This is a genomic window from Myxococcales bacterium, assembly GCA_016703425.1.
Taxonomy (GTDB): Bacteria; Myxococcota_A; Polyangia; order Polyangiales; family Polyangiaceae; genus JADJCA01.
Genome location: JADJCA010000001.1, coordinates 374,239 through 398,942, shown reverse-complemented (window position 1 = coordinate 398,942; position 24,704 = coordinate 374,239). Strand labels below are relative to the sequence as shown.

Here is a 24,704-nt window from a genome sequence, read left to right as displayed (position 1 = left end):
AACTGTAACCGCCCTCGTCACACGGGGACCGTCGCCGAGCTACTTCCCGCAGAGGCCCGCGGCGTAGTTGTTCAGCGCCGCTTGCACGAACACGTTGAGCCGCTGCTCCATGTCCGCTGGAATCGTGAACTTCGGGTGCGCTGCGTATGCCGGGGCGATGGCAACGACGGCTTGCTTGGCCTTGATCCCAAAAGACGGGACTGCCGCTGTGCCGTTGAGGCCGATGTACTTTGCAATGAACGGCATCACCTGCGACTTTGTAAACGTATTGGGGTCGAAGTTCGATCCGACGCCCATATAGAAGCCCCCGTCGCCGCCGGTGTGGCACGTGTTGCACATGGCCTTGTTGCAGCCGGTGCACTGGTCCGTGTTTTCACCGTCGCGGGGCTCCGTGAGCAGCTTCTCGAAGCCGATTTGCTGGAACAGCGCGCCGTTCAGACACTGACCGACCTTGTCGAGGATGTTGACGGGTGCGGCCTGGCCCACACGCTCCGTTGCCTCGAGCGCGAGCCATTGGTCTACCAGGGTGCGTTGATTGGCGTCGAGCGCCGGGCCCGTGTGTTGACCCTTCGTCACGAGCACGCTGTTTTTCGTGATGTAGGCGCGTCCGTCCATCGTCTGGTAGGCCGTCGCCGCGTCAGCCTGGATGAAGACCGGTGCGCCGGCTGCGCCCGACGCGTGGCATGAGGCGCAGCTTCCGAGCGCCGCGTGCACCTTCTCGAGATAGAACTTTCGCGCCGGTGAGCCGCTGCTCGCGGGGCCCTGCGAGGGCACGGGCAGCGGCGGTGGCGTCCACACAGACGACGTGGGGGCGGGCTGCGTCGTGGCCGCCGGCGTCGGCTGCGCGCCAACGACGGGGTCGAACGACCCGCCGGCCAACGTGGTGGCGGGCTCCGAGCTGCAGGCGGCAGCGGCAGCGGCGACGGCGATGCTGGCGAGGAGCTGAGCGAGTGCCGATGGTTCACGACTTCCTCCGCATCGTGCGGCGGGCGCGGCCCGCGAAGAGCGCGAGGGCCACACCGAGGAGCGCCGCCGCGTTGCCGCTCGTTTCGCGACCCGTGGTGCTGCACGCGCATCCCGTGTTCGTCTCGCCGGTGGGCAACACCGGCAAGCCCATGACAGGGACCACCGGGCCGGCATCGGCTCCGGTCCCTGGCAACGCCGCCGTGGCGGTCGGTTGCGGCCCCCTCATGCCCGGATCGCTCGCCTCCGTCACGGGGCCAGGGACGGCGTTGACCTTCTCGTCCCAGGTGGCCGGCACGAGGGAAATCCACAGGCTCTCTCGGTTGGTCTCGGGAGCCTGTTGGGGGTCCTTCGCGTAGCCGGGCAGCGCCGAGAGGAAGAACGTACGGACCTCCGGCAAGAATCCTTGCGGCTTTCCGTAGCCGGGGTTCTCGATGCCGCCGATGCCATTCAAGAAGCCAGCGCCCTGGTCGTTGGGGTTCCGCTTTCCGCGCGCCGGCAGGTTGGCGACGTCTGAGAAGCGCGAGACCTCAAGCTTCGCGTCGGTCGCGACAACAGGCTTCCCTACCGCATCGACCTCGACAATCTGAATGAGGCCCTTGCCCGTGCCCGTCGATGAGCCGCCCATGACGGCGACGGCGGGTTTGCCCGCGCCGGGCCCGAACGTCATCGGGAAGCTGAAGGCGTGCCGTTGGTAGGGCGCAACTCCCGTCGCGCGGTCGATGACGCTCATGTCGCTGATGCGAAGCGTCGCGAGAACCGACATGTTGGCGCCGCCGCCGTGGCCGTTGCCGTTGTCGCGCTTCTGATTGGAAGACACCTGGTAGCCAACCGCGGCGAGGCCGTTGCCGAGGTGCACGAGGCCCGAGTTCTGGACCGCGTAGAGGCTGCCTTGGCCGAACTTCGTGCCATCGGGATCGGACTCGGCGATGACCTTCGCGCCCAGCGCGTCACCCGTGATGGGGTTGATGGCGACGACCTTCACGCCGACCTCGGCGGGCTGATTGTTCGCCTCCACGGTCGTGAGGTACGCGTACGGAATCCCGGGCTGCGGGCAGGTGATCTGAGGGCGGCAGTGCCGCGCGTTGTCGACGACCTTCTTCAAGTAAGGAACGGTGACCTTCGCGCCCGTCGCCGTCGGTTCGACCTTCACCTTCATGACGTAGGCGTTGGCGTTGTTCCGCTGCATGCCCAAGAGGAACGACTCGCCGCTGCCGTCGGTGCCGAGCGAGCAGATGCTGTGGGGACCGTATTGTTGGTCGTCCTGTGCGCCCGAGAGTTGAATGAGGTTGGTCGGCTTCTGAACGTTGCCTGCGCCGCGCGTCGAATTTTCGATGGGGAGGAGCCCGCCGTTCAGGTCAGCAACGTACGCGACAGCTTGGGGGTTGTTGGTCACGCCGTTGTCTTCCGAAGCGGCAACCAGGAGCGTGAAGGTCAGTTGGCGCCCGTAGTCGATGAGCGGTCGCATGAAGGCGCGCTCGCCGTCGAGCTTCGGGAGCATCACCGTCCCGCGGTGGGTCAGGCCCGTTTCCGTGAGGTCGCTGAGGGTGAGCGCGCCCTGCATGTGGCTGCCAGCGTCGTTCGCGGTCGGCGACTCCACCGTGAACAGCGTCCCGATGCGGAAGCCGTTGGAGTTCGGAAGGCGCCGAAACGCCGGCTTCGCGTCCATGACTCCGGCGCCGGTGTTCTTCGTGACGGCCGCTGCGCCATTGGGCGCCACGTACGCGAGCGAGGTCGCCGTGCGGAGCAGGACCGACTTTTTGTCCTGCGCGCTCGTCGTGGCGGCGAAGAGCCCCGTTGCGGCGACGACGGCGAGGGCAAGGTTCGAACGCTTCGACATGAAATTCCTCCGAGACTGGTTCATTGCGAGCTCGCTTGCGGCTCGCTCGATTCGGACGGGGGCGCGTCCGAGATGTCAGTAAGGGGGCGGCCCGTGGACGCCTTGGATCGGAAGACAAGGATGGCCGTGATCTCGGCCGAACGTGTGTTGCTAGAAGCAGGTGCCTGCCACGTCGAGGGAACGTCGAGGAGCACGCGCCCCGACTGGCGTTGCGGCAGAACGAACGCGATGCCGTCGTTCTTCGTGGCGACGTCGTTGCCGCGCCCGACAAGCGCGTCGCCAGCGAGGAGTTCGACTTCACGCACCTGAGCGACGTCTACGCCGAAGCTGGTGAGGAGGCGCCCGAGGCCGAAGACGCTCTTGCCGGCGCGTTCGCCAACGACGAGGTCGCTCGTCAGCTTGCGCCGTTTGACGTGCCCCACGAGCTTGCCGTCGAGGTAGACGCGCGTGCCCTTCGGTGGCGCTTCCTCGGCGTATGGGACGGCGTCGGAGCAAGCCTTGGGTGCGCCTTCTGCTTGCGGGGCGAGGTAGCAGCTCTTGCGCGCGTCGAGCGCCGGCGCCGGCTGGTCCACGTAGACGAGGAGCTGCCGAATCTCATCGACGCGAAACGTATTGCGGAGCCCCGTCGTGTCCCACGCGACCTTGGCACCACCCGACGTGCCGCCCAAGAAGTCGAACACAAGGCGGTCTTGCTCTCGCGCGAGCTCGTCTCCCTCGATGCTCGCGATGCGCCACGCGTTTCCGCGCACGTGAACCGCGCGAACCCGGTCGACGTCGACGCCGATGGTCTTGAGGTACTCGTAGAGCCGAAAGTACCGGGCCGGTCCCGTTGGCTCGAGGCGCCGGACGAGGAGGTCCGAGGGCAGCTCTCCGAAGGACAGGCCCGCGACCGCCTTGCCGTCGACGAGCACCGGCGCGCCGATGAGCTCCTTCTTGCGGCTGCCGTGCGCATCGACCGCGGTAGCGCTCGCGCTTGTCGTCGTCGAGCTACCGACTGTCGCCGTCGCGCGACCTCCGCACGCGGAGGCGGCGAATGCGCACGCGAGGAGCGTCGTGCCGAGCGTCGAGGGACCCATCACGGGAGAGCTTCTGCGAAGCGTGTGCCGGCGTTCAGCTGTCTCCGGCAAATTCGCCCCGCGCGGAAAAATCCGAAATGTCCTGGAAAAGCCGCGTTGCGTTCTCGAGTCGCCGCAAGCGTTTCGGGTTTTGTTGAGGGCGCGATGATCCGGGATGGGCTCGTGACGCCTCTGCGCTCGTGTAGGACAAGTATTCCGCGCGGTTGTCGCGCTCGGGCGACGATCGCCCAAAGGACGATCCGGCTCCGCCCGAGAACGCGGTGCTTCGCTAACGGCCGCCCTTGCCCTTGTCGGACTTGTCAGCCTTCGCTTTGTCGGCCGGGACCGGAGCGGGCGAGAACTTCTCGATGCGCTCAAGGGTCTCCTTCTTGAGCTGAGCGAGCTCGCCGGGCTTCTCCGGCTTCACAGTGAACGCCATCCCGAGGGGGATTTCCTTGCTCTCCACCACCGTGTCTTTGAGGACGACCGGGCATCGACCGAAGCCGCCTCCGCCCGAGCCATCGCCCTTGTGCGTGACCTTCTTCGCCTCGAGCTTCGCCGCTGCGATGACCTGCTTGCCGCGTTCGCGGATCTCTTTGGCTTGCGCCTCGTTCGTACCGACGATGGTGACCTCGACGGCGTCCTTGAGGTCCTTGGCCGTCGTCTTCGCCCCGTCGGTGGCCGACGGACAGTGAGCCATCTTGCCCTGGCCCGCCTCCTTCGCCGCCCGGTCGCCGAGCTCGGCGAGGCGCTCGCGTGCCTCACGCTTGAGCCAATCGAGCTCCTTCGGGTCCTTCGGCTTGACCACAAGCTCGGCGCCGCCCTCTACGTCCTTCAGCTCGACGGCGGTGTTCCGCATGACGACGGGGCAGCGCCCAAAGCTGCCGCCACCCTCCCCGCTCCCGGTGTGTTTGACGTCCGGCGTCATGTTCTTCGCGGACTCGGCGAGGACCTTTCCGCGCGTTCGGATCTCGGTGACGCTCGCCGGCTCCTTGGCCGTGATGGTCAGCGACACGCCACCCTCCGCATCCTTGATGACCGTGTTGGCGCCCGGCACGATGTTCGGGCAGTGCGCCATTTTGCCCGCGGCGAGGGCGGCGCTCGCGGCCGGGCTCGCGGCGCTCGGACTCGCGCTCGCAGGCGGTGCGTTCGCTGCAGTGGTCGCTGCAGAAGGCGCGGCGGAAGGTGACGGGCGCGCGGTGGTGGACGACCCCTTGTCGCACGCGACGAGGGCGGTGAGCGTCGCAAACGCCCAAGAAACGCAGACTGCGTGACGCATGAGGCTCTCCTTGGCCCCGCGCTGAACGAGGCGTGCGGAGCCTATCGCAACGCTCGACGTGAACGGAAAGAGTTGCGTTCGCGCTTATTGCAGCATGGCTCGGCACTCGGCCATCGGGCCTCGTTTGCCAAGCTTGGAGCAGGATTGGAAGGCACGCCGGGCGTCTTTCTGATTGCCCTTCTCTTGGTAGGCCGCGCCGAGAATCAGCCACGCCTCGCCGTCGCTCGGATCGAGCGCAACGGAGCGCTCGCCGGCTTCGATGGCCAGCGTCGCCTTCCCTCGCTCCAACAGGCCACGCGCCTCGACCTTGGCGGACGCGGCCGCTTTCGGATCGACGGTGCCAGGCTCAACCGGCGTCGGTTCGGGCTTCGCGTCGACTTTGGTTGGCTCGGGCTTTACGTCCACCTTTGCCTCGGCCTTCGGCTCCTGCTTGGCGGGCTCATCCGCCTTCGCGGGGGCCGCGGGAACGGCCGCGGCAGGCGCCGCAGCCTTCGCCGTCTCGGGCGGTGCTTCAACGGGCGGGGGCGGCGGCACGTTCTCGGCGACGAGCGGCGCCTGCGCCGCCGTCGTGGCGACGGTCTGCGCAGGGGGCGCCGCTGGGGGGGACGGACGGGGAGCCTCGGCCAGCGCGACGGGAGCAAAATTCTCAGGAACCCGGTCCGCGTGGCCGACGACCATCCGGACGCCCGCGAGCGCCAAGATCGCGCAGCCTGCGACCATGGCGCCCTTCACGTAGCGGGAAAAGCGCTGGCGACGGGCTTTCGCCGTCGCCGACATCTTCGGAGAGGGCTTGCGCACCTCCGGTTCGAGCAGGTCGTCTAACGCGAACGTGTGCGGTGTCGGAACGCGTTCGCTGCTGAAAAAGGCCTCGTCGTCGAGCTCCTCGCCCGACGAACGGGCGGGCGGAATGCCGCTGTCGGTGTCGCGCGTGTCGCGGGCCAGCGCCACGGCGGCGGAACCTTCCGTCGCGTCGGTCACGTCCGCAGGCTCTTGCCCCGCAGGAGAGGAGTTGGACACGAGGACTAGGCGCGGCTGATCCGTGCCGCCCGAAGAATCGCGTCGCCGCTTCGACTTGTTGGAGCGCTTTTTACTCATCTTCGTACTGCGATCTCCGGGGCGCACCCACGACTTGGAAACCTATGAGACCTATGGAACGAGGGGGCCAGTTCTATCGTCTTAACTGCGTCCCGGCCCAAGTCCGGCCCCGACGAATTCTCCGGCGGCCGGGAGACAGAACTTGTAAGCAAACACCGTGCACAGACAAGGAAGTGCCGAATTTCCTGGGGACGCCCCCACGCCGTCAGAAGTGTCACGACAGGGCGATCCCAATCCCTGGCGCCTCGCGTCAACGTGGCACACCCTCGCCCCCTGCGAGCCGCTTCGATGACGCGCGAGGTCGTCATCGCTGAGCGGGCGGCCGTCGCCGTCCGGCGAGGCCATCCCTGGGTCTTTCGCGAGGCGCTGACGGAGCGGCCAACGCTACGAACAGGCGAAGAAGTCCGGGTGATGGACCGAACGCGAACGCTGCTCGGGCATGCCTGGGCCGACGCCGATTCGCCGCTTGCGCTACGAATGTGGACGCACGCGAACGTCGCCATTGACGACGCTTTGTTGGCGCGGCGCTTCGAAGCGGCCCTCCGCATTCGCGACCGGCTCTTCAAGAACGGTTCGACCTCATCCCTGCCTAGTGGCGCGACGACGGCATTTCGGATCACTCATGGCGAAGGAGATCGCACGCCCGGCGTTGTGGTGGACCGGTATGGGCATGTGGCAGTGTTGCGCCTCGACGGCGCGGCTGCGGAGGCGCACAAGGACCGCCTCATTTCGGTGTTGTGGCCGAAGCTTGAGCTTCGTGGCGTCACGACCCTCATGGAGAAGTCGCGCAATCACGCGGGCTTGCCCCCGACTCTCAAGGGCGCTCCGGGACCAGAGCGCATCGAGGTCGAGGAGCACGGCATGCGCTTCTGGGTCGATCTCGCCGAGGGGCAGAAGACCGGCGCGTTCCTGGATCAGCGCGAAAATCGCCGCCGCGTGCGCGGACTCGCGGCGGGCCGCCGGGTCCTCAACCTGTTCTCCTACGCCGGCGGCTTTTCGCTCTCGGCGGCCCTTGGCGGGGCGCGGCAGGTGGTCAGCGTCGACATCGCGGCCAAGGCTCACAAGACCGCCCAAGAGAGCTTCCGGCTCTCGGGTGTGGATCCCAGCGCCCACAAGTTCGTCGCCGCGGACGCCTTCGCATGGTTGGCGTCGGCCGCCCAACGCAAGGAGACGTTCGATCTGATCATCAGCGATCCGCCGAGCTTCGCCCCCAACGAGAAGTCCGTGCCTCGCGCCCTCAAGGCGTACCGCGACCTCCACGGCGCTGCGGCCAAGCTCTTGGCGAGCGACGGTCTCCTCTGCGCGTCGTCCTGCTCGAGCCACGTGGACCTCGAGGCGTTTCTGTCGACGCTCGACGACGAGACCCTTGGCTTCGCAGGGCTGCGCGCTGTCGAGACCTTCGGTTCGCCGCCCGACCACCCGACGCTGCCGGCCTTCCCCGAGGGCCGCTACCTCAAGTTCGTCGTCCTCGAAGGCTCGTAGCGTACGCCGCTCACGACGTGGCTTCGAGCTCGTAGAACGAGAGCGGGCCGCTCCGCCGATAGAAGAGGCCGCAGCCCACGGCCTGAAAATGGGGTTTGAGACGGCTCTTGTAGAAGTGCCCCGACCGGCCTCGCATGCCTTCCGTATCGGTTCGCTCACGGTCGACCACATCTCTCAGGTCTCGCGTCGTGATGGCTTCGAGGTAGAGAAATCCGGCGCACATGGCGGCGAGGTTCTCGATGGCGCGCGCCGCCGCGTCGTCGTCGAGGTACGGCAGGACCCCTTGGCACACGACGAGGTCGAAGCGCTCCTTCGCGCGCCACCGAGAAATGTCGCGGCGCTCGTGCCCGTAACGCTCGCAGGCGTACGCGCTCCACTCCGTCGACCGGTACCGCACGGCGGGCTTGTTCTTTCTAAACCAGTCGCGCCAAAGGCCGGTGCCAGCACCGACGTCGAGGACCGAGCGAAGGTCGGCTCCGTACCATGCGAGCAGTTCGGTGACCCCGCGACAAAGGTGCTCGACTTCGTGGTGGCCGTAAACCCGGCTCGCGTGACTCTCGTAGAATCGCTCGTAGTAGGACTCGTCGAAGGTGCCCGACGCGTCGTGGACTCGGCCGGAGAGAGGCGAGTTCTTGGCCGTGGAACGCGGATTTCGGGCTGGCTTGGTGGGCACGCTAGGCACAGCTACTGCTACCACGCTTACCATAGGGGGCTCTGCTTGAGCAGCTTGGCCACGAGCGCCGTCCAGCCCGTCTGGTGACTCGCGCCGAGCCCCTGCCCAGTGTCGCCGTGGAAGAATTCGTAGAACGTGACGGCTTCGCGAAAGTGAGGATCGTTGGCGAGCGGCATTCGCCCGTCGGCAGGCCGGCGTCCGCTTTCGTCCCGAAGAAAGATCGAGACGAGGCGTCGCGAGATCTCGCTGGCCACCTGCCAGAGGTTCATGCGAACGCCGGAGCCCGTCGGACACTCCACAAGGAGGTCGTCACCGAAGAAGCGGTGGTACTTCTGGAGCGACTCAAGGATGAGGAAATTGACGGGGAACCAGACGGGGCCGCGCCAGTTGCTGTTGCCGCCAAAGATTCCCGACGACGACTCGCCGGGCTCGTAGCTGACGCGGTGACTTGTGCCGTCGATGAAAAGTTCGAAGGGCTCGTCAGCATGCACACGCGAGAGGGCACGAACACCGAAGGGCGATAGGAACTCACGCTCGTCGAGCATCCGCTCGAGGATTCGGACCAGACGCTCGCGGGAGAGGAGCGACAACATCAGCCGGTCCGAGTGACCCCGGTCCACCATGTTGGCGTAGCGGCCCAGCTCCGGCCTGTTCTCGACGAACCACGACATGCGCTTTGTGAAGGCGGGAAACCGCTCCAAGAGCGACCGGTCCAGCGTTTCGACGGCGAAGAGCGGGATGAGGCCGACCATCGAGCGGACCTTCATCGGCACGCGGCGGCCGTTCGGGAGATGCAGCACGTCGTAGTAGAAGCCGTCGGTCTCGTCCCACAACGCGACCGAGTCACCCGACGTGTCGTTCATGGCGCGTGCAATGTGCAAGAAGTGCTCAAAGAACTTGTTGGCGACGTCTTGGTAGCTCGCGTTCTCGCGAGCCAGCTCGAGCGCCATGGCGAAGAGGTTGAGGCAATACATGCCCATCCAGCTCGTCGCGTCGGCCTGCTCGAGCTGCCCCCCCGCCGGCAACGCGTTGGAGCGATCGAAGACGCCGATGTTGTCGAGGCCGAGGAAGCCGCCCTCGAAGACGTTGCGACCCGCCAAGTCCTTTCGATTGACCCACCAGGTGAAGTTCAGCATCAGCTTGTGGAAGATGCTCTCGAGAAACGGGCGGTCGCTGCGTCCGAGTTGCCGCCGCTCGATCTGGTAGACGCGAAGCGAGGCCCACGCGTGAACCGGTGGATTGACGTCCTCGAACTTCCACTCGTACGCGGGTAGTTGCCCGTTTGGATGCATGTACCACTCACGCAAGAGGAGCGTGAGCTGCTGCTTGGAGAACTCGGCGTCGCAGAGGGCCAGCGGAATGCAATGAAACGCGAGGTCCCAAGCCGCGTACCACGGGTACTCCCACTTGTCGGGGACCGACAGGACCTCGCTGTTGTAGAGGTGCCGCCAGTGCCCGTTGCGGCCCGCGGCCCGCGACGGCGGTGGTGGCGGAAAGGCAGCGTCGCCGCGGAGCCATCGGTCGACGTCGTAGAAGTAGTACTGCTTGGTCCACAAGAGGCCCGCCATGGCTTGACGAAAGACCGCCCGCTGCTCGTCGCTCAGCTCATCGGGCGCGAGGCTCGCGTAGAAGGCGTCGGCCTCGGCACTTCGTTCATGCACCACGGCGTCGAAGGCCTCGAAGGGCGCATCCACGCGCGCGTCCGAGAGGCGCAGGCGAAACACCCTCGCCTCCCCTGATTCGAGCTCGACGCGCTCGTGCCCTGCGGCCTTCGTGCCACGTTGGCCCGGGTTGATGGCCCCCTTTTCCCCGGCGACGACGTGCCGGTGGAAGGCGTCCTTCGTGAAGCGGGCGCGATTCGGCGCGCCGTAGAGGCGCTCGAAGTTCGTCTCGTTGTCCGTGAAAAGAAGAGCGGGGTCGCCCTCGAGGTAAAGCCAGCGCGGGCCCAAGTGAGGCTGTTCGAGCGCCACAACCGTGAACCCTTCGCGAACCCACTCGGCCCACATCGAGCAGTCGGGAGCGCTCCCGGTCCAAGACCAGGTGTTCCGGAACCACACCGTTGGCAGGACGTGAAGCGCGGCGCGGGGACCGCGATTGGTCACCGTGATGCGAATGAGCACGTCGTCGACGTCCGCCTTCGCGTACTCGACGAGCACGTCGAAGTACCGATCCCCGTCGAAGACGCCCGTCTCCCAAATCTCCTGCTCGGGGCGTCCCGGGCCGAGGTCTCGGGCGGTCTTGCGCAGCTCCTCCACAGGGAAGCGCCCGTGCGGATACTTGTAGAGCGCCTTGCAGTACGAGTGGGTGGGGGTCGCGTCGAGGTAGAAGTAGAGCTCCTTGACGTCCTCGCCGTGGTTGCCCTCGGGGCCCGTGAGGCCGAAGAGGCGCTCCTTGAGCTGCGGATCCTGCTCGTTCCAGAGGGTCACGGCAAACTGTACGAGCCCGCGGTTGTCCGAGAGGCCGAGGAGTCCGTCTTCCCCCCATCGATAGGCGCGTGCGGCCGCGTCCTCGTAGCTCAAGTAGCGCCAGGCCTCGCCGTCGGGCGAGTAGTCCTCGCGGACGGTGCCCCACTGCCGTTCGCTGAGGTAGGTGCCCCAGCGCCGCCACTTCTTGCCCGACTTCGCTTCGTCGAGGCGCACCGCCTCGGCCAATCGCTTTCGCATCGCCGGCGATGCTACGCGGTCTGGCGCGGTGTTGGCGGCGGCGCTCGTGGTAGGGCCCGGCGCCGCGTGAAACTTCTGATTGTTCGGAACACTCGGGTTACAGTGAACGCGTGAGTGGCGACAAGCGGCTGCGCACGAGCCCGATGCTCCCGAAGCTCCCGGACCTGCCCGCGCCCGTTGGCGGTTCGCTGCAAAGCGCACCGCCCTCGGCGCCATCAACGGGACCGCTGCCGCCGACTTCGCAGCCGCACCTTTACGGACCGCCGCCCGTCGGGCCGTCGTTCGCAGCACCACCGCCGCCGCCGCCCCCCGGGTTCGTGCCCGTGCACATGCCCCAACCGGGCGCGACGCTGCAGTCGGCTCGCGGCAACTACTTGGTGCGGTCGGTCATCGGCGCCGGTGTCTTTGGCGCCGTCTATGAGTGCGTCGGCCCCTTTGACCAAGTCTACGCGGTCAAGGTGATCCGCCCGGCCAACAGGCCGTACGCGGATGTGCGGCACGAATGGGAGAGTGAGGTCCGCCGCCTCATGTCGCTCCGGCACCCGAACGTCGTCTACATCCACGACGCGTTCGAGGAAAAGAGCCTCTTCTTCCTCGCCCTCGAGCGTTGCGATCACCCGCTCCACGCGATGCTCGGCGCCCCGATGCAGGAGGGCCTCGTGGTCGAGCTCGCGAGGCAGCTGCTCGCAGCCGTCCAGTTCTTGCACGAGAGCGACATCGTCCACGACGACCTGCACCCCGGCAACGTGCTCATCAGCCAGCGCGACCGTCCCGTGGTGAAGATCAGCGACTTCGGGATCAGTCATGAGCTTCGGGGCGCGGTCGCGATTCGTCCAAACGTCGTCCATCACAACATCATGGCGCCGGAGGTCGTTGCCGCTGGCTATACCAGCAAGCAGAGCGACCTCTACCAGGTCGGCCTCTTGCTTTACTGGATGGTCACCGGCGAGCCGGCCATAGTGCCGGGGCTTCCCTACCAGGAGCTCGTGCGAATCGTCTCCGAGGGCGAGCCGCGAAAGCGGGCGGAGCGAATCGGCACACCCCTCGGTGACATGATCGCCAAGCTCCTAAGACGCCGCGACGCGTACAGGTACACCTCGGCGCGCGAAGTGTGGGCGGACCTGCGCGAGCACCCCGCGTGGCGCGGGCACCCTATTTTTCAGCTGCGCTAGCCGCCGCGGCCGGTGGTCCGAAGCTGACCGTCGCCGGCAATAGCCGAAACCCGCAAGAGGCGGTACTCGCGCGCGAAGTCGTTTAGACTAGGGCTTCTTGGTGTCCACCGTGGGGACAGAGAGCGGCGATGGCTTCGGTCATTTGCGCGTGATACGGCGCCTCGCGAGCACCGCTGGGCACGAGCGCGTTCTCGCGCGCTCCGGGACCGACACCCGTGAGCTCTTCGTGGAGCGTCTTGTGCTCGGGCGCCTGAACGCGACCGAGCGCGAAGAGCTCGAAGCGCGCGTCGCTCTCATGCGGCCCATCGTGAGCCCGCATCTGCCGCGGATCATAGACGTCGCGCACGACAAGGACTTCATCCTCGTCACGAGCGCGGCGGTGACCGGCGAGTGGCTGTCCGAGCTGGCGAGCACGGAGCTGAAGCGGGGCACGCAGTTTCTCTCGCTCGCCGTTGAGCTGCGCATCCAGTTGGATGTGTTTGCTGCGCTGAGCGCGCTGCACCTTCAGGGCTTCGTCCACGGCGCCCTGGGCCCCAATCAGATGCTCGTTGGGGTCGATGGTCACACTCGCCTGGTGGGCCTGCTCCGCCAACCGAGCGCGCGCGTGCCGGCCGCTTACGCGGCGCCCGAGATCCTCCTCTCGGACGGAACGGCGGACCACCGCGCCGACCTCTACTCGGCGGCGGTTCTCCTCTGGGAAGTGCTGTCCGGGGCGTCGTTGTTCGGCAACGCGGACGTCTCGGCGATTCTCGCGCGGCAGCTCGCGGGGCCGATGCCGCGGCCGGTGGTGCGCGCGGCCTGGGCCGAGCCGCTCGTCGACATCGTGATGCGCGGCCTGTCGGTGAACCCAAGCGACCGTCCCGAGGCGGCGAGCGACTTCGCTTCGGCGATACGCCTCGTTTCGCAGGCCCGCCTCGCGGCGACGACGCGTGTCGGTCGCACCGTGGAGGCCTTGGCGGAAGAGGCGCTGGCCATGCGCCGCCTCGGTCAACCCGCCGCCATCTCGTCGTCGGGCCTTCACCGTTCCATGTCGCCGAGCTCGGGCGCAATCCGCGCGGCGGGACCGTCGCCCGCGGCCGCGCCGCAGCTCGCTGGTCATGCCTCGCGAGACGGCGAAGGGAAAGCGCACCCGGACGACGAAGTCACGTCGCAGCGCGCAACGCCGCCTCGAAAGAGCGATCCGAACCTCTCGGCGACGGCCGCGACCAAGGTCTTAAAGCCTGTCACGCCGACCGCTGAGAACCGAGTGTTCGAGGGCCAAACGGTCGAAGCGCGCACGTACCTGCCGGACGCGGGTCCGTCGCCGGAAGCCAACATAGCGGTAGCCGCGACCGACTCGCGGTCGCGCGAGGCGGCGAAGGTTGCGGCCGTCTCGCCGGCGAAGCCCGCCGCTCCGCGCAAGCCTCCGCCTCCCGTGCGGCGCCCGACGGCACCAGGCATCGCGCCCGTTGATGTTTCCATCGAGGTAGAGACCAGCGAGTCTGTGCCGCCGGCCGCGGCGTTGCCCGTGCCTCTGCCGGCGCCAGAGGCACCGCTTCCCGCCGTCGCCGCGATGTCGGAGGTCTCGGCCGCTGCGGCGTCGGCGCCGGCGTCCCGCGAGCTTCCGCCGGTCCAGCCCCACGCCGTCGCCCTCGCCGTAGCGTCACCGGCGCCCGCTGCGCCCCTCTTGCTTCCGGCGGTTGCGGAGGACGCAGCGTCCCCCGCGCCGCGGCGACGCGGAATCGTCGCCGCGCTCCTCTCGGTGGCGCTGCTCGTGCTGGTCATTAGCGGGCTGGCGTTCGCGCGGCGTGTCGGCTCTGCCAGCGTGGTGCCGCCGGCGATGACAGCGCCGGTGCCGCAGGCGCTCCAGGCGGTCCCGCCCGTCGACGCGCCTCGGGAGGACACCGACGTTGCTCGCAGTCTTCCCGACGTTGCCCCGCCCGTCGACGCGCCGCGCGTCAGCGTTTCTCCGGCATCCAAGCCGAGTGCGGCTCCTCCGCGAACTCCAGAGGCGACGCCTCGCAGCGTCGCTCCCGCAAAAAGCCCACCACGCAAGGTCACTCGTTCCTACGAACCGGAAGGCATCTGATGCGTCACGCGCTTCGAGCGCTCGCCGTCGCGAGCGCGCTCACACTCGCATCGCCAACGCATGCCGCCGGCGTCGACCCGGGGGCCGCTACGTCGGTGCAGCGCGAGCAAGCGCAGGCGCGCTTCCTTCGCGGTCGACAGCTGTTCGACGCCAAGCGTTTTGAAGAAGCGCTCGCGGAGTTTCGCGCTTCTCATGAAATCGTGGCCAGCCCGAATTCGCGCCTCTACTTGGCGCGGGCCCTCGTGCAACTCGGCCGAGACGTCGAGGCGTACGTTGAGCTCGGTCGCGCCGAGGTCGAGGCGCGGGAGCAGGCGCGCGTTGACAACCGCTATGTGAAGGCCGCCGACGCCGCGGCCGACGAGCGTTCGGGCCTCAAGGGTCGCCTAGCCTTTGTGACGGTGCGAATCCAAAACGCAAAACCCGAAACACGGCTCGTGGTCGCGGGCGAGGAGATTCGCCGCGCCGGTTGGGCCGAGCCGATTCCCGCAAAACCGGGCGCCACCGAGATACGCGTCGAGTCGCCAGGGCGCGCGCCCGCGACCCACGTGCTGAGCCTCACGTCGGGACAAACCTCCGAGTTGCCCGTCGACGTCGACACGCTCGCCCCCACGGGCGATGCCGCGCCGGCCTCGGCGCGCGTTGAGGCGCCTTCGAACCAAGGTGAGGGGCCTACCAACCTCATGCCCTACGCCATCGCTGCTGGCGCCGTTGGCGTGGTCGGCATCGCGGGCTTTGCCATCGCCGGCAGCATGTCGAAGAGCACGCACGACGACCTCGCGGCGCGTTGTCCTGACGGCCGGTGCTCGACCGACCCAGCTTCCGACGTGTCGAAAGGGAAGTCACAGCAACTGATCGCCAACGTCAGCCTCGTCGTCGGAGCCGTGGGCCTCGCCGCTGGTGGGGTCCTGTTCTTCATGCAGCCCAAGGCTCGCCCGGCGAGCGCTGGCGTCCGCCCCTCGCTAGGCCTTGGGCATGCTGGCGTGAGCGGCTGGTTCTGAGCTGCCCGACGAGGTCGTCCTAGAATACCGGGTCTTCCGCGTCCCTTGCCGGAGCCGGCGTAGCGTGCACTTTCTTGACGAGCCGGAGGCGCTCTTTCTTTGCGGCCGCCAGGCGGCGGACCGCGAGTTCGCGCCATCGGTCACGTTCGGTGGCGCGCGCCACGTAGTCCGCGAAGTGACTCTCCGCCTGCTCCGCGAACCGCAGCGCTGCCCGGGCGTCGCGTGCCATGCGTGCTTGCGCCGCGTCGCCGAGCGCGAGGTACCAGGAGCGCTCATAGGCCGGCACGAAGAAGGTCTTCTCCGTATCGCTGATGGACCGCTTTCCCGGATCGAGCCTCATGGCGACCTCGGCTTCGCGCTGCGCGGCGCGAGCGTCACCGTAGCGATCGAGGGCCACGACTAGGCCCCACTGCGCCAACACGTAGTTGTTCCACGCCGTCGGGAGGCGTTTGGCGCCGTCCATCGCTGCGCGGTAGGCCGCGATGGCGTCGCCGAGCCGCCCGAGCCGCATCTCCGTCTCTGCGAGGTTGAGCGATGCCACGCCGCGCTGCTCGGGCGACGTGGCGTGGGCGAGGAAGCGCAGGTAGGTCGCGCGCTCAAGGGCGGGCTGATCGAGCTTGGCGTAGCTGAGCGCCAAGTGCCAGTAGGCGTCATCGGCAAGAGGGTGCTCCGGCGCGAGCGTCAGGGCGGCTTCAAGGACGCGGACCGCGTCGTTGTAGAGACCGAGCTCTTCGTAGACAATTCCGAGGTCGAAGCGCAGTCGAGCGTCGCCGGTGTGTTCCACATCGGCTCGCTCCAAGGCCTCGCGCACGCGAAGCAACACCACTTCGCCGAAGCTGCGGGTCGCGCTGGCTGTCCGGCGCCACCCGGACACCTCACGATGCAGGCGAGCCTGAGCGCCGACGCTCGGTTCCTTCGCCCGCGCCCAGACGTCGGGCTTCGAATCGGCGCGCGCCGATGCGGCCCAAAGGGTCGTGGACAACGCGAGCAGCGCGGCGAGCGGCCAACGGTGCCGCGTCATTTGGCTCCCCGCGCCGCATCCTTGCGGTCCCGCTTTTCCTTGGCGTGGCCGCGCCACGGTGAGTTGACCGCGGCATCGAAGTAGCTCCGCCACGCCTCTCGCGATTGGGCCATCGGCCGGCCCTCGAGGCTCATGGCCCGCAGCGCAAGGGCTTCCGGCTCCGTGGTTGATGGCCCGAGGTGTCGCTTCGCGCGCGCAGCGTCGATGGCGTCGTCGGCGCCGGCGAGCGTACGTTCGTCCAGGATGGCGCGGGCTTCGCGCGCATCGCCGCTGCGGTCCAACGCGAGGGCGAGAGCGACCGTGGCTACGAGTTGGAGGTCGCCGGTGGCCACGCGGCGCGCTTGCCGAAGTGTGACGACGGCGTCGGCCAAGCGGCTCGGTCCTGCTGCCAAGAGCAACATGCCGGCCTCGACGTACGCCGCCGAGCGCTCGGCGGGGGGCAACGCGTCGGCGCTCGCGAGGAGCGCGCCGTAGGCTTGCAGCGCTTCGGCGCCGTGGCCTGTGCGCGCCGCGGCCCGAGCCAAAGCTAAGAGCGCAGGCGGATCATCGAGGCTCCGCTCTCGGCGGGCCATGGCCTCGCGGAGTGCCGCGTAGGCCAAAGGCGCGTGGTCGAGGCGAAGGTGCGCGCGCGCCTCGAGGACCTTCGCGGGGGCGCGACCGGGCAGAATGTCTTCGGCCTCAAGCGCCGCGCGCAGTGCCTCGTTGGGCATTCCCGGCTCGGACGCGAGCTTCGAAAGACCTCCGGCAACGCGCTCGCAATAACGCCGGAGCGGTGGCGATTTCACGCGCTGCCAAACGACCGCGCTGCGCCCCCCCTCTAGCGGCGGCGGCGCGCACTCGTCGGGCGCGCGTCCGTAGCCGGTCGCTTGGGCGCTTAAGACAACGACGACGCCGATGGCAGCGAGGAGCACCCGCCCATTCTAGCCTACCGAAGCGAGCGCCTGGGCCTGCTCTCGGCCCGCGGCCCCGCTCCGCTAGGGCCCGAACGGATGCGACAGCAAGATCGTCTCGTCGCGGCTCGAGCCGACGCTGACGATGCCCAGCGGCACGCTGGTCTCGGCGGTGATTCGGTCGAGGTAGGCGCGAGCCGCCTTGGGCAGGTCCGCGAGTGTTCGGACCGCATCGAGCGGCTCGGACCAGCCGGGCATCGCTTTGTAGACAGGCTTCGCCGTGTCCAGCGCGTCGATGGGAAACTTTGTGGTGCGATCTTCCGGCGTGTCATACGCGACGTACAGCGACAACTCGGAGAAGCCGGTGAGCACGTCGAGCTTCGTCACGGCGAGGCTCGAGAGGCCGTTGATGCGCGCCGCGTAGCGCAGCGCCGGGAGATCGAGCCAGCCGGTGCGGCGGGGCCTCCCAGTCACCGAGCCAAACTCGGCACCGACGGACCGGAGCCGCTCACCAACGGCATCGGTCAACTCGGTTGGGAACGGGCCGCCACCGACGCGAGTCGTGTAGGCCTTCGCCAAGCCGACCACGTGCTCGATGGCCGTGGGGCCAATGCCGGCGCCGGCGCAGGCGCCGCCGGCCGTTGCCGTGGAGGAGGTCACGAAGGGATACGTGCCGTGATCGATGTCGAGCAGGGTCCCCTGCGCCCCTTCCAGCAAGACGTTCTTCTTTGCGCGGATCGACGCGTCGACGAGGCCCGCCGTTGACCGCAAGAGCGGCAAGATGCGCTCGCGAGAAGGAGCCATGGCGTCGAGCGTCTCTTGGACCGTGGGAAGCTTAACCCCGCCCGCGAATGCGACCGGCGCCCAAGCGTCGGTCAAGCGCTCGATGAGGCCGCGGAGCACCGACAGATCGCGGAGCGCGCCCATAAGGACGCCGCGTCGCGCCATCTTGTCTTCGTAGCAGGGACCGACGCCGCGTTTCGTTGTTCCGATGGCGCCAGCGCCCTGTTCGCGCATGGTGTCGATGGCCACGTGCAAGGGCAAGATGCAGTGAGCGCGGTCCGACACGACGAGCTCGTCGTTCTTCAAGTAGCCGCGCGCCTCGAGCGTCTGAATCTCGTCGTGGAGGGTGCGCGGGTCGATGACCATCCCCTGGGCGAGGACGCACCGCGTGCGCCGCAAGACCCCGCTCGGTATGAGCCGGACGATCACCTTCTCGCCGCCCGCCACCAGCGTGTGGCCGGCGTTGGGACCGCCGGCGAATCGAACGACCATGTCGGCCTTCTCGGTGAGAAGGTCGATGACCTTGCCTTTTCCTTCGTCGCCCCACTGGGCGCCGACCACCACAACGCTCGCCATCGGCTCTGACGTCTATCACGAAGGGAGCCGCGCGCCTGCTCCGAGTGCGCAAGAGCGGACGGGCAGGCCTTGCGGAGACCCGTTCCCCGGTTGATAAGGGGGCCGTGGGCTACGAGGCCGTTCTCTTCGACCTGGATGGCACGCTCGTCGATTCCCTCGACGACATTGCTGCCGCGTGCAACTTCGCTCGTTCGCGCCGGGGCCTCTTGCCTCAACCGAGGGAGACGCTCCGCTCGTTCGTCGGTGATGGAGCCCGATGGCTCGTTGCGCGCTCCTTTGGCTTGCGCGCCGACGAGCCGAAAGACTCCGAGGCGTTGGACGACGCGATGCGGGACTTTCGCGAATTCTACCGGGCGCATCCCGCCGATCATGCCGTCGTGGCGCCGGGCGCAGCGGCCATGCTCACGCAACTCGCGCCGCTTCCCATGGCCGTCGTCACGAACAAGTCACGCGCGCTCGCCGTCGCGCTGCTCGAGGCCACGGCGCTCTTGGCGCATTTCCGCGTCGTGCGGGGCGGCGGTGACGGCGCGCTCAAACCTGCGCCGGACCTGCTCGTTAGCGCCATGGCTGCCATGGGCGTTTCGCCCTCAAGGACCGTCATGGTTGGTGACGGGCATCAGGATCTCGACGCGGGCCGCGCCGCCGGGTGCGTCACCGTCGCCGTTCGCGGTGGCTTTGGGAGCGATGCGTCTCTGGAGGCGTGCGCCCCCGACTTCACGCTGGCGCGACTGGCGGAGCTTCCCGCCTTGCTGCGGCTGTGACGGCAGCGAAGCGCTCAGCCGGGGCCGTCTCGTACGATGGCCTTGGCTGGGGGGCACATCATGTCGAGCCGCATCCGAAACTCGCTCGGCACGTCGTGAAACATGAGACCCACGCCGGGGCCACGCTCGCCGGTGGGGCGGAGGCGAACCACCGTGGAGTCCGCCTCAAAGCTCCCGGCGGGCAAAGCGAACCGAACGTTGACCCTGCTTCCTACGATGAGCAGGCTGGGGACGCTGAGGAAGACGCCGCTCGCGGAGACGTTCTCCGTCCGAGCGTGAACGATGTTGGTCCCGACGCGCAGCTCCGCGTCGACCTCGTAGGCGATGCGGTCTGCGGTCCTCCGCTCCGACCCCCCAACGACGATGCGAGGTGCAGATTGCAAGTCATTGTCGGCCATCGCCCGGAGCATATCGTTCCGCTGCGGCCCTGGGAAGCGGCGCGCTCGCTCCCGAGCATGACATCTGGACGGCCTATGGCGCAGCCGGTTTCACGTCCACTTCGCGCAGACGGCCACGAAAGCGCTCGAGCTTCTCTTCAAGCGGACCGAGCATCGCGGGCTGCTCTGCGAGGTCGGTGAGCTCGCCGGCGTCGCGGCTCAGGTCGAAGACCTGAAACTGAGTCCCCCCGAAATGGAGGAGTTTGACGCCCGCGCCAGGGCCCGAGATGAGAGCGCGCCGAACGCCATTGTAGGGGCCGGCGGGCATGTCCAAGTAAACGTCGCGTGGCCCCGGCGACGGTTCACCGAAGACATCGTCGCTCATGGATTCGCCAGAGATCTGCTCGGAAGGCGCCGGCGGCAGGCCTAGCAGGTCCAGCACCGTGGGCACGAGGTCGATGAGCGCCCGCCGATCGGCGACGCGGTGCGCAGGCTGCCCCGGCACGTGGACCAAGAGCGGCACGCGCACCAAGGACTCCCAGAGCTCGACGCCGTGCCAGTTCATGTTGTGTTCGGCGAACGCCTCGCCATGGTCCGAGGTCACGACGACGATGGTCCGCGCGCCAAATGGCGACGACTCGATGCGCTCGAGGAGCCGCCCGACGTGCTTGTCGGTGAACCAGACCTCCTTGTCGTAGGCGGCGCGCGTCGACTCCATGAAGGTTGGTTTGGCGCCGGGGCGGAGGAACGTCGGCCCCCCGGGATGGTCCATGTATTGCGCATGCGGATCGAAGTAGTGGACCCACATAAAGAATCGCCCCCCCGTATTCTCCTTCTTCGCGAGCTGGGCCAGCGCGGCATCGGTGAGCTCTTTGCTCGTCACTGAGGTGTCGGTGTCGCCCTGTCCCGACGACGGCTTCGCCGACAAGTCGAACTCGTCGAAGCCTTGCGTAAGGCCGCTCCAAGGCAAGAAATACCAGTGCGACGCGGCTCCAAAGGTCCGAAGCCCGGCCGCTTTGAGCCGCTCCGCCAGAAGGACGTTGTCCTTTTCATACGTGTTGAAGTGGCTTCCGTTGCGAAGCGTCTCACTCGGGTACTTTCCGATGAGGACCGGCGCCAGGCTCTTGCCGGTGTAGGACGCGGGCGCGTAAGCGCGTTCGAACACCGTGCTCTTGGCGGCGAGGCGATCAAGGTTTGGGCTCACCGGCAGGTCGTAGCCGAGGAAGCCCAAGTCGGGCCTTAGCGTGTCGATGGTCACGAGGACGAGGTTGAAGTCGGTGGGAGCCTTGCGCGCCTTGACCTGCTTCGGTTGCGACGGGACCGCGAGCGGAGTGTCGGCCCCGCTGCAGTCCTCGTCGATGCCGTTGCCCGGCACGTCGAGCGCGCTGGGGGAACGGCGTGCGTTGCCGTCGTCGCAGTCGCGGCCCCCAAACGTGCGCGCCGCGCCGTCACCGTCCCGGTCTGTGAGGCGCCTTGCCCCGGCGAGCGCCAGACGCCCCAGGGGGGCACGCTTCTCGACGGCCCTCGCGAGGGTCGCGCTCCCGTCAAACATGCGAGCCGCAGGCATCGCGAGCGCGAGCGGCAAGAGCGCTCCCAAGAACAGCGCGACCAACTCCGCGACGGAGCCGCGAGGGCGAATGACGAGCGGCGCCACAAAGGCAAATGCCGCCATCAGCGCCCCGTGCCCCACGGGCCGCAAGTCGAGCTCGCTGCGTGCGAGGACGCCGAAGATCCCGAGCGCACCTCCCCCTCCGCCGACGTCGCCGTTCTTCACGCCCCACGCGATGGTCGCGACCGACGCGGCGACGGCGACGGCGCTCGTGAACACAGGGTCCACAAGCTGCGGGAGCCGTTCGGCCCCGAGCGCGAAGAGCCGCCTGAGGGGCGACACGAGCGCGAGCGCGAGGGCAAGTGCCAGGAGGGCCAGAAGGCCGCCGACGCCGACAAGTTCGGCGGCGGCGACTCTCCCCTCGCCCTGGCCCAGCAAGTCCCTCGCGACGTGCGCCATCGAGACCACCCAAACGAGCCCCGAAAGGATGGCGAGTGGAGCCGCTGCCGCCACGCGTGACCGGGTCCAGAGCGGCTCCGCTCGAACGAGTCGAGCCAGGTCACGCGGCCCCGTGGGGCCTCGCGGATCGAGCAACAGGAGCGCCGCGGCGACGGACGCGCCGACCACCAACCCAAGCGGCGCGAGGATTCCCCAGAGCGCGAGCAATCCGTCAGAGCGGCCTGTGCCAAGGCCCCGCGCCTCGACGAGGGCCACGATGGCCGTGGCCAACTGGGCCCCGAAGGCGGACGCGAGCGTGCGGCGGAGACGAGGCATCGGCGCCGACGACTCTACAACATGAGGGGCCGCTCTCGCCGCGGGCAACTCACCGCTTGACGGCTTTGGACGCGGCGCTTTTGGCCAACGGATGCGCAGCGTCGTAGGCCTTGAGGAGGTGCTCGACGGACACGTGGGTATAACGTTGCGTCGTTGACAGTGACGAGTGTCCGAGAAGTTCCTGAATGGCGCGGAGGTCAGCGCCGCCGTCCATGAGATGCGTCGCGCAGCTGTGCCGCAGCGCATGCGGGTGGAGATCGGCTCGGCCCGCTCCCGCAGCGCCCCAAGCGCGCACGAGCTTCTGCATCGCACGCGGCGTCATGCGATGCCCGCGGTGACTGACGAAGAGCGCGACGGGATCAGGTTCTTTGCGGCGAGAGCGGAGCGTCGGACGAACCTCGAGGTAGGCGCGGAGCGCCTTCTGGCTCTCTGTTCCTAGGGGAACGACGCGCTCCTTGTTGCCCTTGCCCAAAACGCGGACCTCGCCTCGGCCATCGTCGACATCAGCGGCATCGAGCCGTACCAACTCGCCAACGCGCAGCCCGGATCCGTAGAGCACCTCGAGAATCGCGCGGTCGCGGAGGCGCCTTGGCGACACTGCTCGCCGACAGCGTGCGCGAGAGCTCGCCAAGCCACCCGCGCAAGACGTACACGTCGAGGTCGTCTAGATGGGGGGGCCTGCCCGATTTCTCTCGGCGGGCGGCCACGAAGCGAACGAGCGTGGCGAGGTCGCGCCGGTAGGCGTCGAGCGTGTGAGCCGATACGCGGCGCTCGGTCTCGAGGTGCGTGAGAAAAGCGAGAACCGCCGCCTCAAGGTCCACCCCTCTCGACTAGCAGCGCGCGCCGGGGACGCAAAGAAACGCGCAGCCCGTCAGAGCTTCTGGCGACACGCACGCTCGACGTCGGCCACGGTCTTGGGGACGGACTCGGTGAGGTTGATGGGACCGTCGGGCCCGACCAGGATGTCATCTTCGATGCGAACGCCGATGCCGCGATACGCCGCAGGAACGTTTGCGTCCTTCGCGATGTAGAGACCCGGTTCGACGGTGAGGACCATCCCCGCCGCAAGCGGTCGCGGCTCGCCGCCTTGGAAATACGCGCCGACGTCGTGAACATCCATGCCCAACCAGTGGCTTGTGCGATGCATGTAAAACGGCTTGTAAGCCTCTTCGCTCACGAGCTTTTCCACCTCGCCGGTCAAGAGGCCGATGCGCACGAGGCCCTTCGTTAGGCTCTCGACCGTTGCTTGATGAATCGCGTCGATGGTCGCACCGGGCTTGGTCTTTTCGATCGACGCAAGCTGCGCCTCGAGGACGATCTCGTAGACCTCCCTCTGCTCGCGCGAGAAGGTGCCGTTGACGGGGAAGGTCCGGGTGATGTCGCTCGCGTAGTGCCCAAACTCGCACCCCGCGTCGATGAGGAGGAGGTCGCCGTCTTCGAGGCGGCGGTCGTTCGAGCGGTAGTGCAAGATGGTCGCGTTGACGCCCGAGCCCACGATGGCGCCGTAGGCCTGGCGCTCGGCGCCACCGCGCCGGAAGGCCTCCATCAAGGCGGCCTCCACCTCGTATTCGAAGAGGCCCGGCCGCGCCATGGCCATGGCCCGCGCGTGCGCCTCGCCGGAGATGGTCGCGGCCCGGCGCATGCGCGCCACTTCGTCGTCGTCCTTGAGGAGCCTCATCTCACCGAGCAGGCTGGCCGGATCCACGACGACGTGCGGATACGTCGTTGCCGTGCGCGAGCGGGACTTGAGCCGTTCGAGGGTCGAGAGGACTCGGCGGTCCATCGCCGCGTCGCGGCCAAGCCGATACACGAGCCGCGCATGGTCGCCGAGCAGCCTCGCGAGCTCCTTGTCGAAGTCGGCGACGGGAAACGCCTCGTCGAAGCCAAACGTCTCCACGGCGCCGTCGACGCCGGCGCGAGGCCCGTCCCAGATCTCGCGCTCAGGGTCGCGGGGCCGAACGAACAACGTGGCCTTACGGTGGCGGGTGGATAGAACAAGGACGCTTTCGGGCTCCGCGAAACCGGAGAGATAGAAAAAATCCGAGTCCTGGCGGTACTCCTGCTCAACGTCGCCGTTGCGCATCTGCACGGGCCATGACGGCATCACGACGAGGGCCTCGCCCAAAGCGGCGCCAGAGTCGGGAGCAGACAGCGCCTCGAGCAGCCGTGCCCGGCGGCGGCGGAATACCTCGAAATTCATCGCGGCGACCTTTGGCGATGCGCCGCGGTCGGTCAAGTGGCGAGAACGGTCTTGCTGAAAGTTTTCCTACATGGGACTACATGGCGCACTCTTCGGGGGCATGAATTTCGAAGAACGCCGCCAGAAGCGCAGCTCGGACCCTCTCGTTGCGCTCCACTATCAGCTCGCCACGGCGCGAAAGGACGCCTCCGTCGACACGTTGATCCTCGCCGACGCGTCGGGCGTGATGGTCGCCGGCGTCGGTGCGTGGGCGGCATGCGAAGAATTGGCGGCCTACGCTCCGCTCCTGCGTGAGGACGCGGCGGCCCAAGAGCCCTCCCGCTTCGCGAATTTGCGCACCGAGGTCGAGCTTCGGACACTCCGCATCGACGGCCAGGACGTCTTGCTCTGCGCCCGCGCGGCACGCCGTCGCGCCGGGCCAGCGCTGGACGCCGCCCTCGAGCGGGCCGCCCGCGGCGTCGCGCGCATCCTCGCAGCCTGACGGC

Annotated in this window: 20 protein-coding genes; 6 read left to right on the top strand and 14 right to left on the bottom strand. The window is 67.9% G+C overall.

All coding sequences use genetic code 11. The features are described from left to right. Positions 1–39: 39 nt before the first annotated feature. From IPG50_01665 to IPG50_01645, 5 genes are all read right to left on the bottom strand, one after another. Complete coding sequence (locus IPG50_01665) at positions 40–879, bottom strand: hypothetical protein (protein MBK6690910.1); 840 nt, start codon at positions 877–879, stop codon at positions 40–42. Positions 880–961: 82 nt separating this feature from the next. Then, complete coding sequence (locus IPG50_01660; protein ID MBK6690909.1) at positions 962–2,803, bottom strand: hypothetical protein; 1,842 nt, start codon at positions 2,801–2,803, stop codon at positions 962–964. Between the two features lie 20 nt (positions 2,804–2,823). Then, a complete protein-coding gene (locus IPG50_01655) occupies positions 2,824–3,879 on the bottom strand; it encodes a hypothetical protein (protein ID MBK6690908.1) in 1,056 nt (351 codons plus the stop codon). Positions 3,880–4,147: 268 nt separating this feature from the next. Beyond that, positions 4,148–5,137: a hypothetical protein gene (locus IPG50_01650; GenBank protein MBK6690907.1), complete on the bottom strand. Its 990-nt coding sequence runs from the start codon at positions 5,135–5,137 to the stop codon at positions 4,148–4,150. 84 nt (positions 5,138–5,221) lie between these two features. After that, positions 5,222–6,154 carry a hypothetical protein gene (locus tag IPG50_01645; protein ID MBK6690906.1) on the bottom strand — a complete coding sequence of 311 codons (933 nt, stop codon included), beginning with the start codon at positions 6,152–6,154 and terminating at the stop codon, positions 5,222–5,224. A 366-nt stretch (positions 6,155–6,520) separates the two neighbouring features. On the opposite strand from IPG50_01645, the gene IPG50_01640 reads away from it, so the two are divergent. Beyond that, positions 6,521–7,714: a class I SAM-dependent rRNA methyltransferase gene (locus IPG50_01640; protein MBK6690905.1), complete on the top strand. Its 1,194-nt coding sequence runs from the start codon at positions 6,521–6,523 to the stop codon at positions 7,712–7,714. Positions 7,715–7,724: 10 nt separating this feature from the next. On the opposite strand, the gene IPG50_01635 is transcribed toward IPG50_01640, so the two are convergent. Both IPG50_01635 and IPG50_01630 read right to left on the bottom strand, forming a co-directional pair. After that, positions 7,725–8,420 (bottom strand): class I SAM-dependent methyltransferase, encoded by a 696-nt coding sequence (locus IPG50_01635; protein ID MBK6690904.1) that lies wholly within the window; start codon positions 8,418–8,420, stop codon positions 7,725–7,727. Further along, positions 8,414–11,050, bottom strand: a complete 2,637-nt coding sequence (locus IPG50_01630) for a glucosidase (GenBank protein MBK6690903.1) — start codon at positions 11,048–11,050, stop codon at positions 8,414–8,416. The genes IPG50_01635 and IPG50_01630 overlap by 7 nt, the downstream gene beginning before the upstream one ends. 329 nt (positions 11,051–11,379) lie before the next feature. Here IPG50_01630 and IPG50_01625 point away from each other — a divergent pair, with 329 nt between their 5' ends. The 3 genes from IPG50_01625 to IPG50_01615 all read left to right on the top strand — a co-directional run bounded on the left by IPG50_01625 (position 11,380) and on the right by IPG50_01615 (position 15,288). Further along, positions 11,380–12,222, top strand: a complete 843-nt coding sequence (locus IPG50_01625) for a serine/threonine protein kinase (GenBank protein MBK6690902.1) — start codon at positions 11,380–11,382, stop codon at positions 12,220–12,222. A 97-nt stretch (positions 12,223–12,319) separates the two neighbouring features. Continuing rightward, positions 12,320–14,290 carry a protein kinase gene (locus IPG50_01620; GenBank protein ID MBK6690901.1) on the top strand — a complete coding sequence of 657 codons (1,971 nt, stop codon included), beginning with the start codon at positions 12,320–12,322 and terminating at the stop codon, positions 14,288–14,290. Then, positions 14,290–15,288: a hypothetical protein gene (locus IPG50_01615; protein MBK6690900.1), complete on the top strand. Its 999-nt coding sequence runs from the start codon at positions 14,290–14,292 to the stop codon at positions 15,286–15,288. Before IPG50_01620 ends, IPG50_01615 begins: the two co-directional genes overlap by 1 nt. A 19-nt stretch (positions 15,289–15,307) precedes the next feature. On the opposite strand, the gene IPG50_01610 is transcribed toward IPG50_01615, so the two are convergent. The 3 genes from IPG50_01610 to IPG50_01600 form a co-directional block, all read right to left on the bottom strand. Beyond that, a complete protein-coding gene (locus tag IPG50_01610) occupies positions 15,308–16,309 on the bottom strand; it encodes a tetratricopeptide repeat protein (GenBank protein MBK6690899.1) in 1,002 nt (333 codons plus the stop codon). Next, a complete protein-coding gene (locus IPG50_01605; GenBank protein ID MBK6690898.1) occupies positions 16,306–17,220 on the bottom strand; it encodes a hypothetical protein in 915 nt (304 codons plus the stop codon). The genes IPG50_01610 and IPG50_01605 overlap by 4 nt, the downstream gene beginning before the upstream one ends. 63 nt (positions 17,221–17,283) lie before the next feature. Beyond that, the gene (locus IPG50_01600; GenBank protein MBK6690897.1) at positions 17,284–18,558 is read right to left on the bottom strand and encodes an adenylosuccinate synthase; all 1,275 of its coding nucleotides are present in this window, start codon (positions 18,556–18,558) and stop codon (positions 17,284–17,286) included. Positions 18,559–18,662: 104 nt separating this feature from the next. Between IPG50_01600 and IPG50_01595 the strand changes: the two genes are divergently transcribed. Next, entirely contained in the window at positions 18,663–19,319 is a 657-nt protein-coding gene (locus tag IPG50_01595; GenBank protein ID MBK6690896.1) for an HAD-IA family hydrolase, read from the top strand. 14 nt (positions 19,320–19,333) lie between these two features. On the opposite strand, the gene IPG50_01590 is transcribed toward IPG50_01595, so the two are convergent. The 4 genes from IPG50_01590 to IPG50_01575 form a co-directional block, all read right to left on the bottom strand. Beyond that, on the bottom strand, positions 19,334–19,717 hold the full coding sequence (locus IPG50_01590) for a PilZ domain-containing protein (GenBank protein MBK6690895.1): 384 nt from the start codon (positions 19,715–19,717) through the stop codon (positions 19,334–19,336). Between the two features lie 73 nt (positions 19,718–19,790). Continuing rightward, the gene (locus IPG50_01585; GenBank protein ID MBK6690894.1) at positions 19,791–22,019 is read right to left on the bottom strand and encodes a sulfatase-like hydrolase/transferase; all 2,229 of its coding nucleotides are present in this window, start codon (positions 22,017–22,019) and stop codon (positions 19,791–19,793) included. Positions 22,020–22,068: 49 nt separating this feature from the next. Then, positions 22,069–22,650, bottom strand: a complete 582-nt coding sequence (locus IPG50_01580; GenBank protein MBK6690893.1) for a tyrosine-type recombinase/integrase — start codon at positions 22,648–22,650, stop codon at positions 22,069–22,071. Positions 22,651–22,890: 240 nt separating this feature from the next. Next, positions 22,891–24,219, bottom strand: a complete 1,329-nt coding sequence (locus IPG50_01575; protein ID MBK6690892.1) for an aminopeptidase P N-terminal domain-containing protein — start codon at positions 24,217–24,219, stop codon at positions 22,891–22,893. A 100-nt stretch (positions 24,220–24,319) separates the two neighbouring features. Between IPG50_01575 and IPG50_01570 the strand changes: the two genes are divergently transcribed. Further along, on the top strand, positions 24,320–24,700 hold the full coding sequence (locus IPG50_01570) for a hypothetical protein (GenBank protein ID MBK6690891.1): 381 nt from the start codon (positions 24,320–24,322) through the stop codon (positions 24,698–24,700). Positions 24,701–24,704 lie beyond the last annotated feature (4 nt).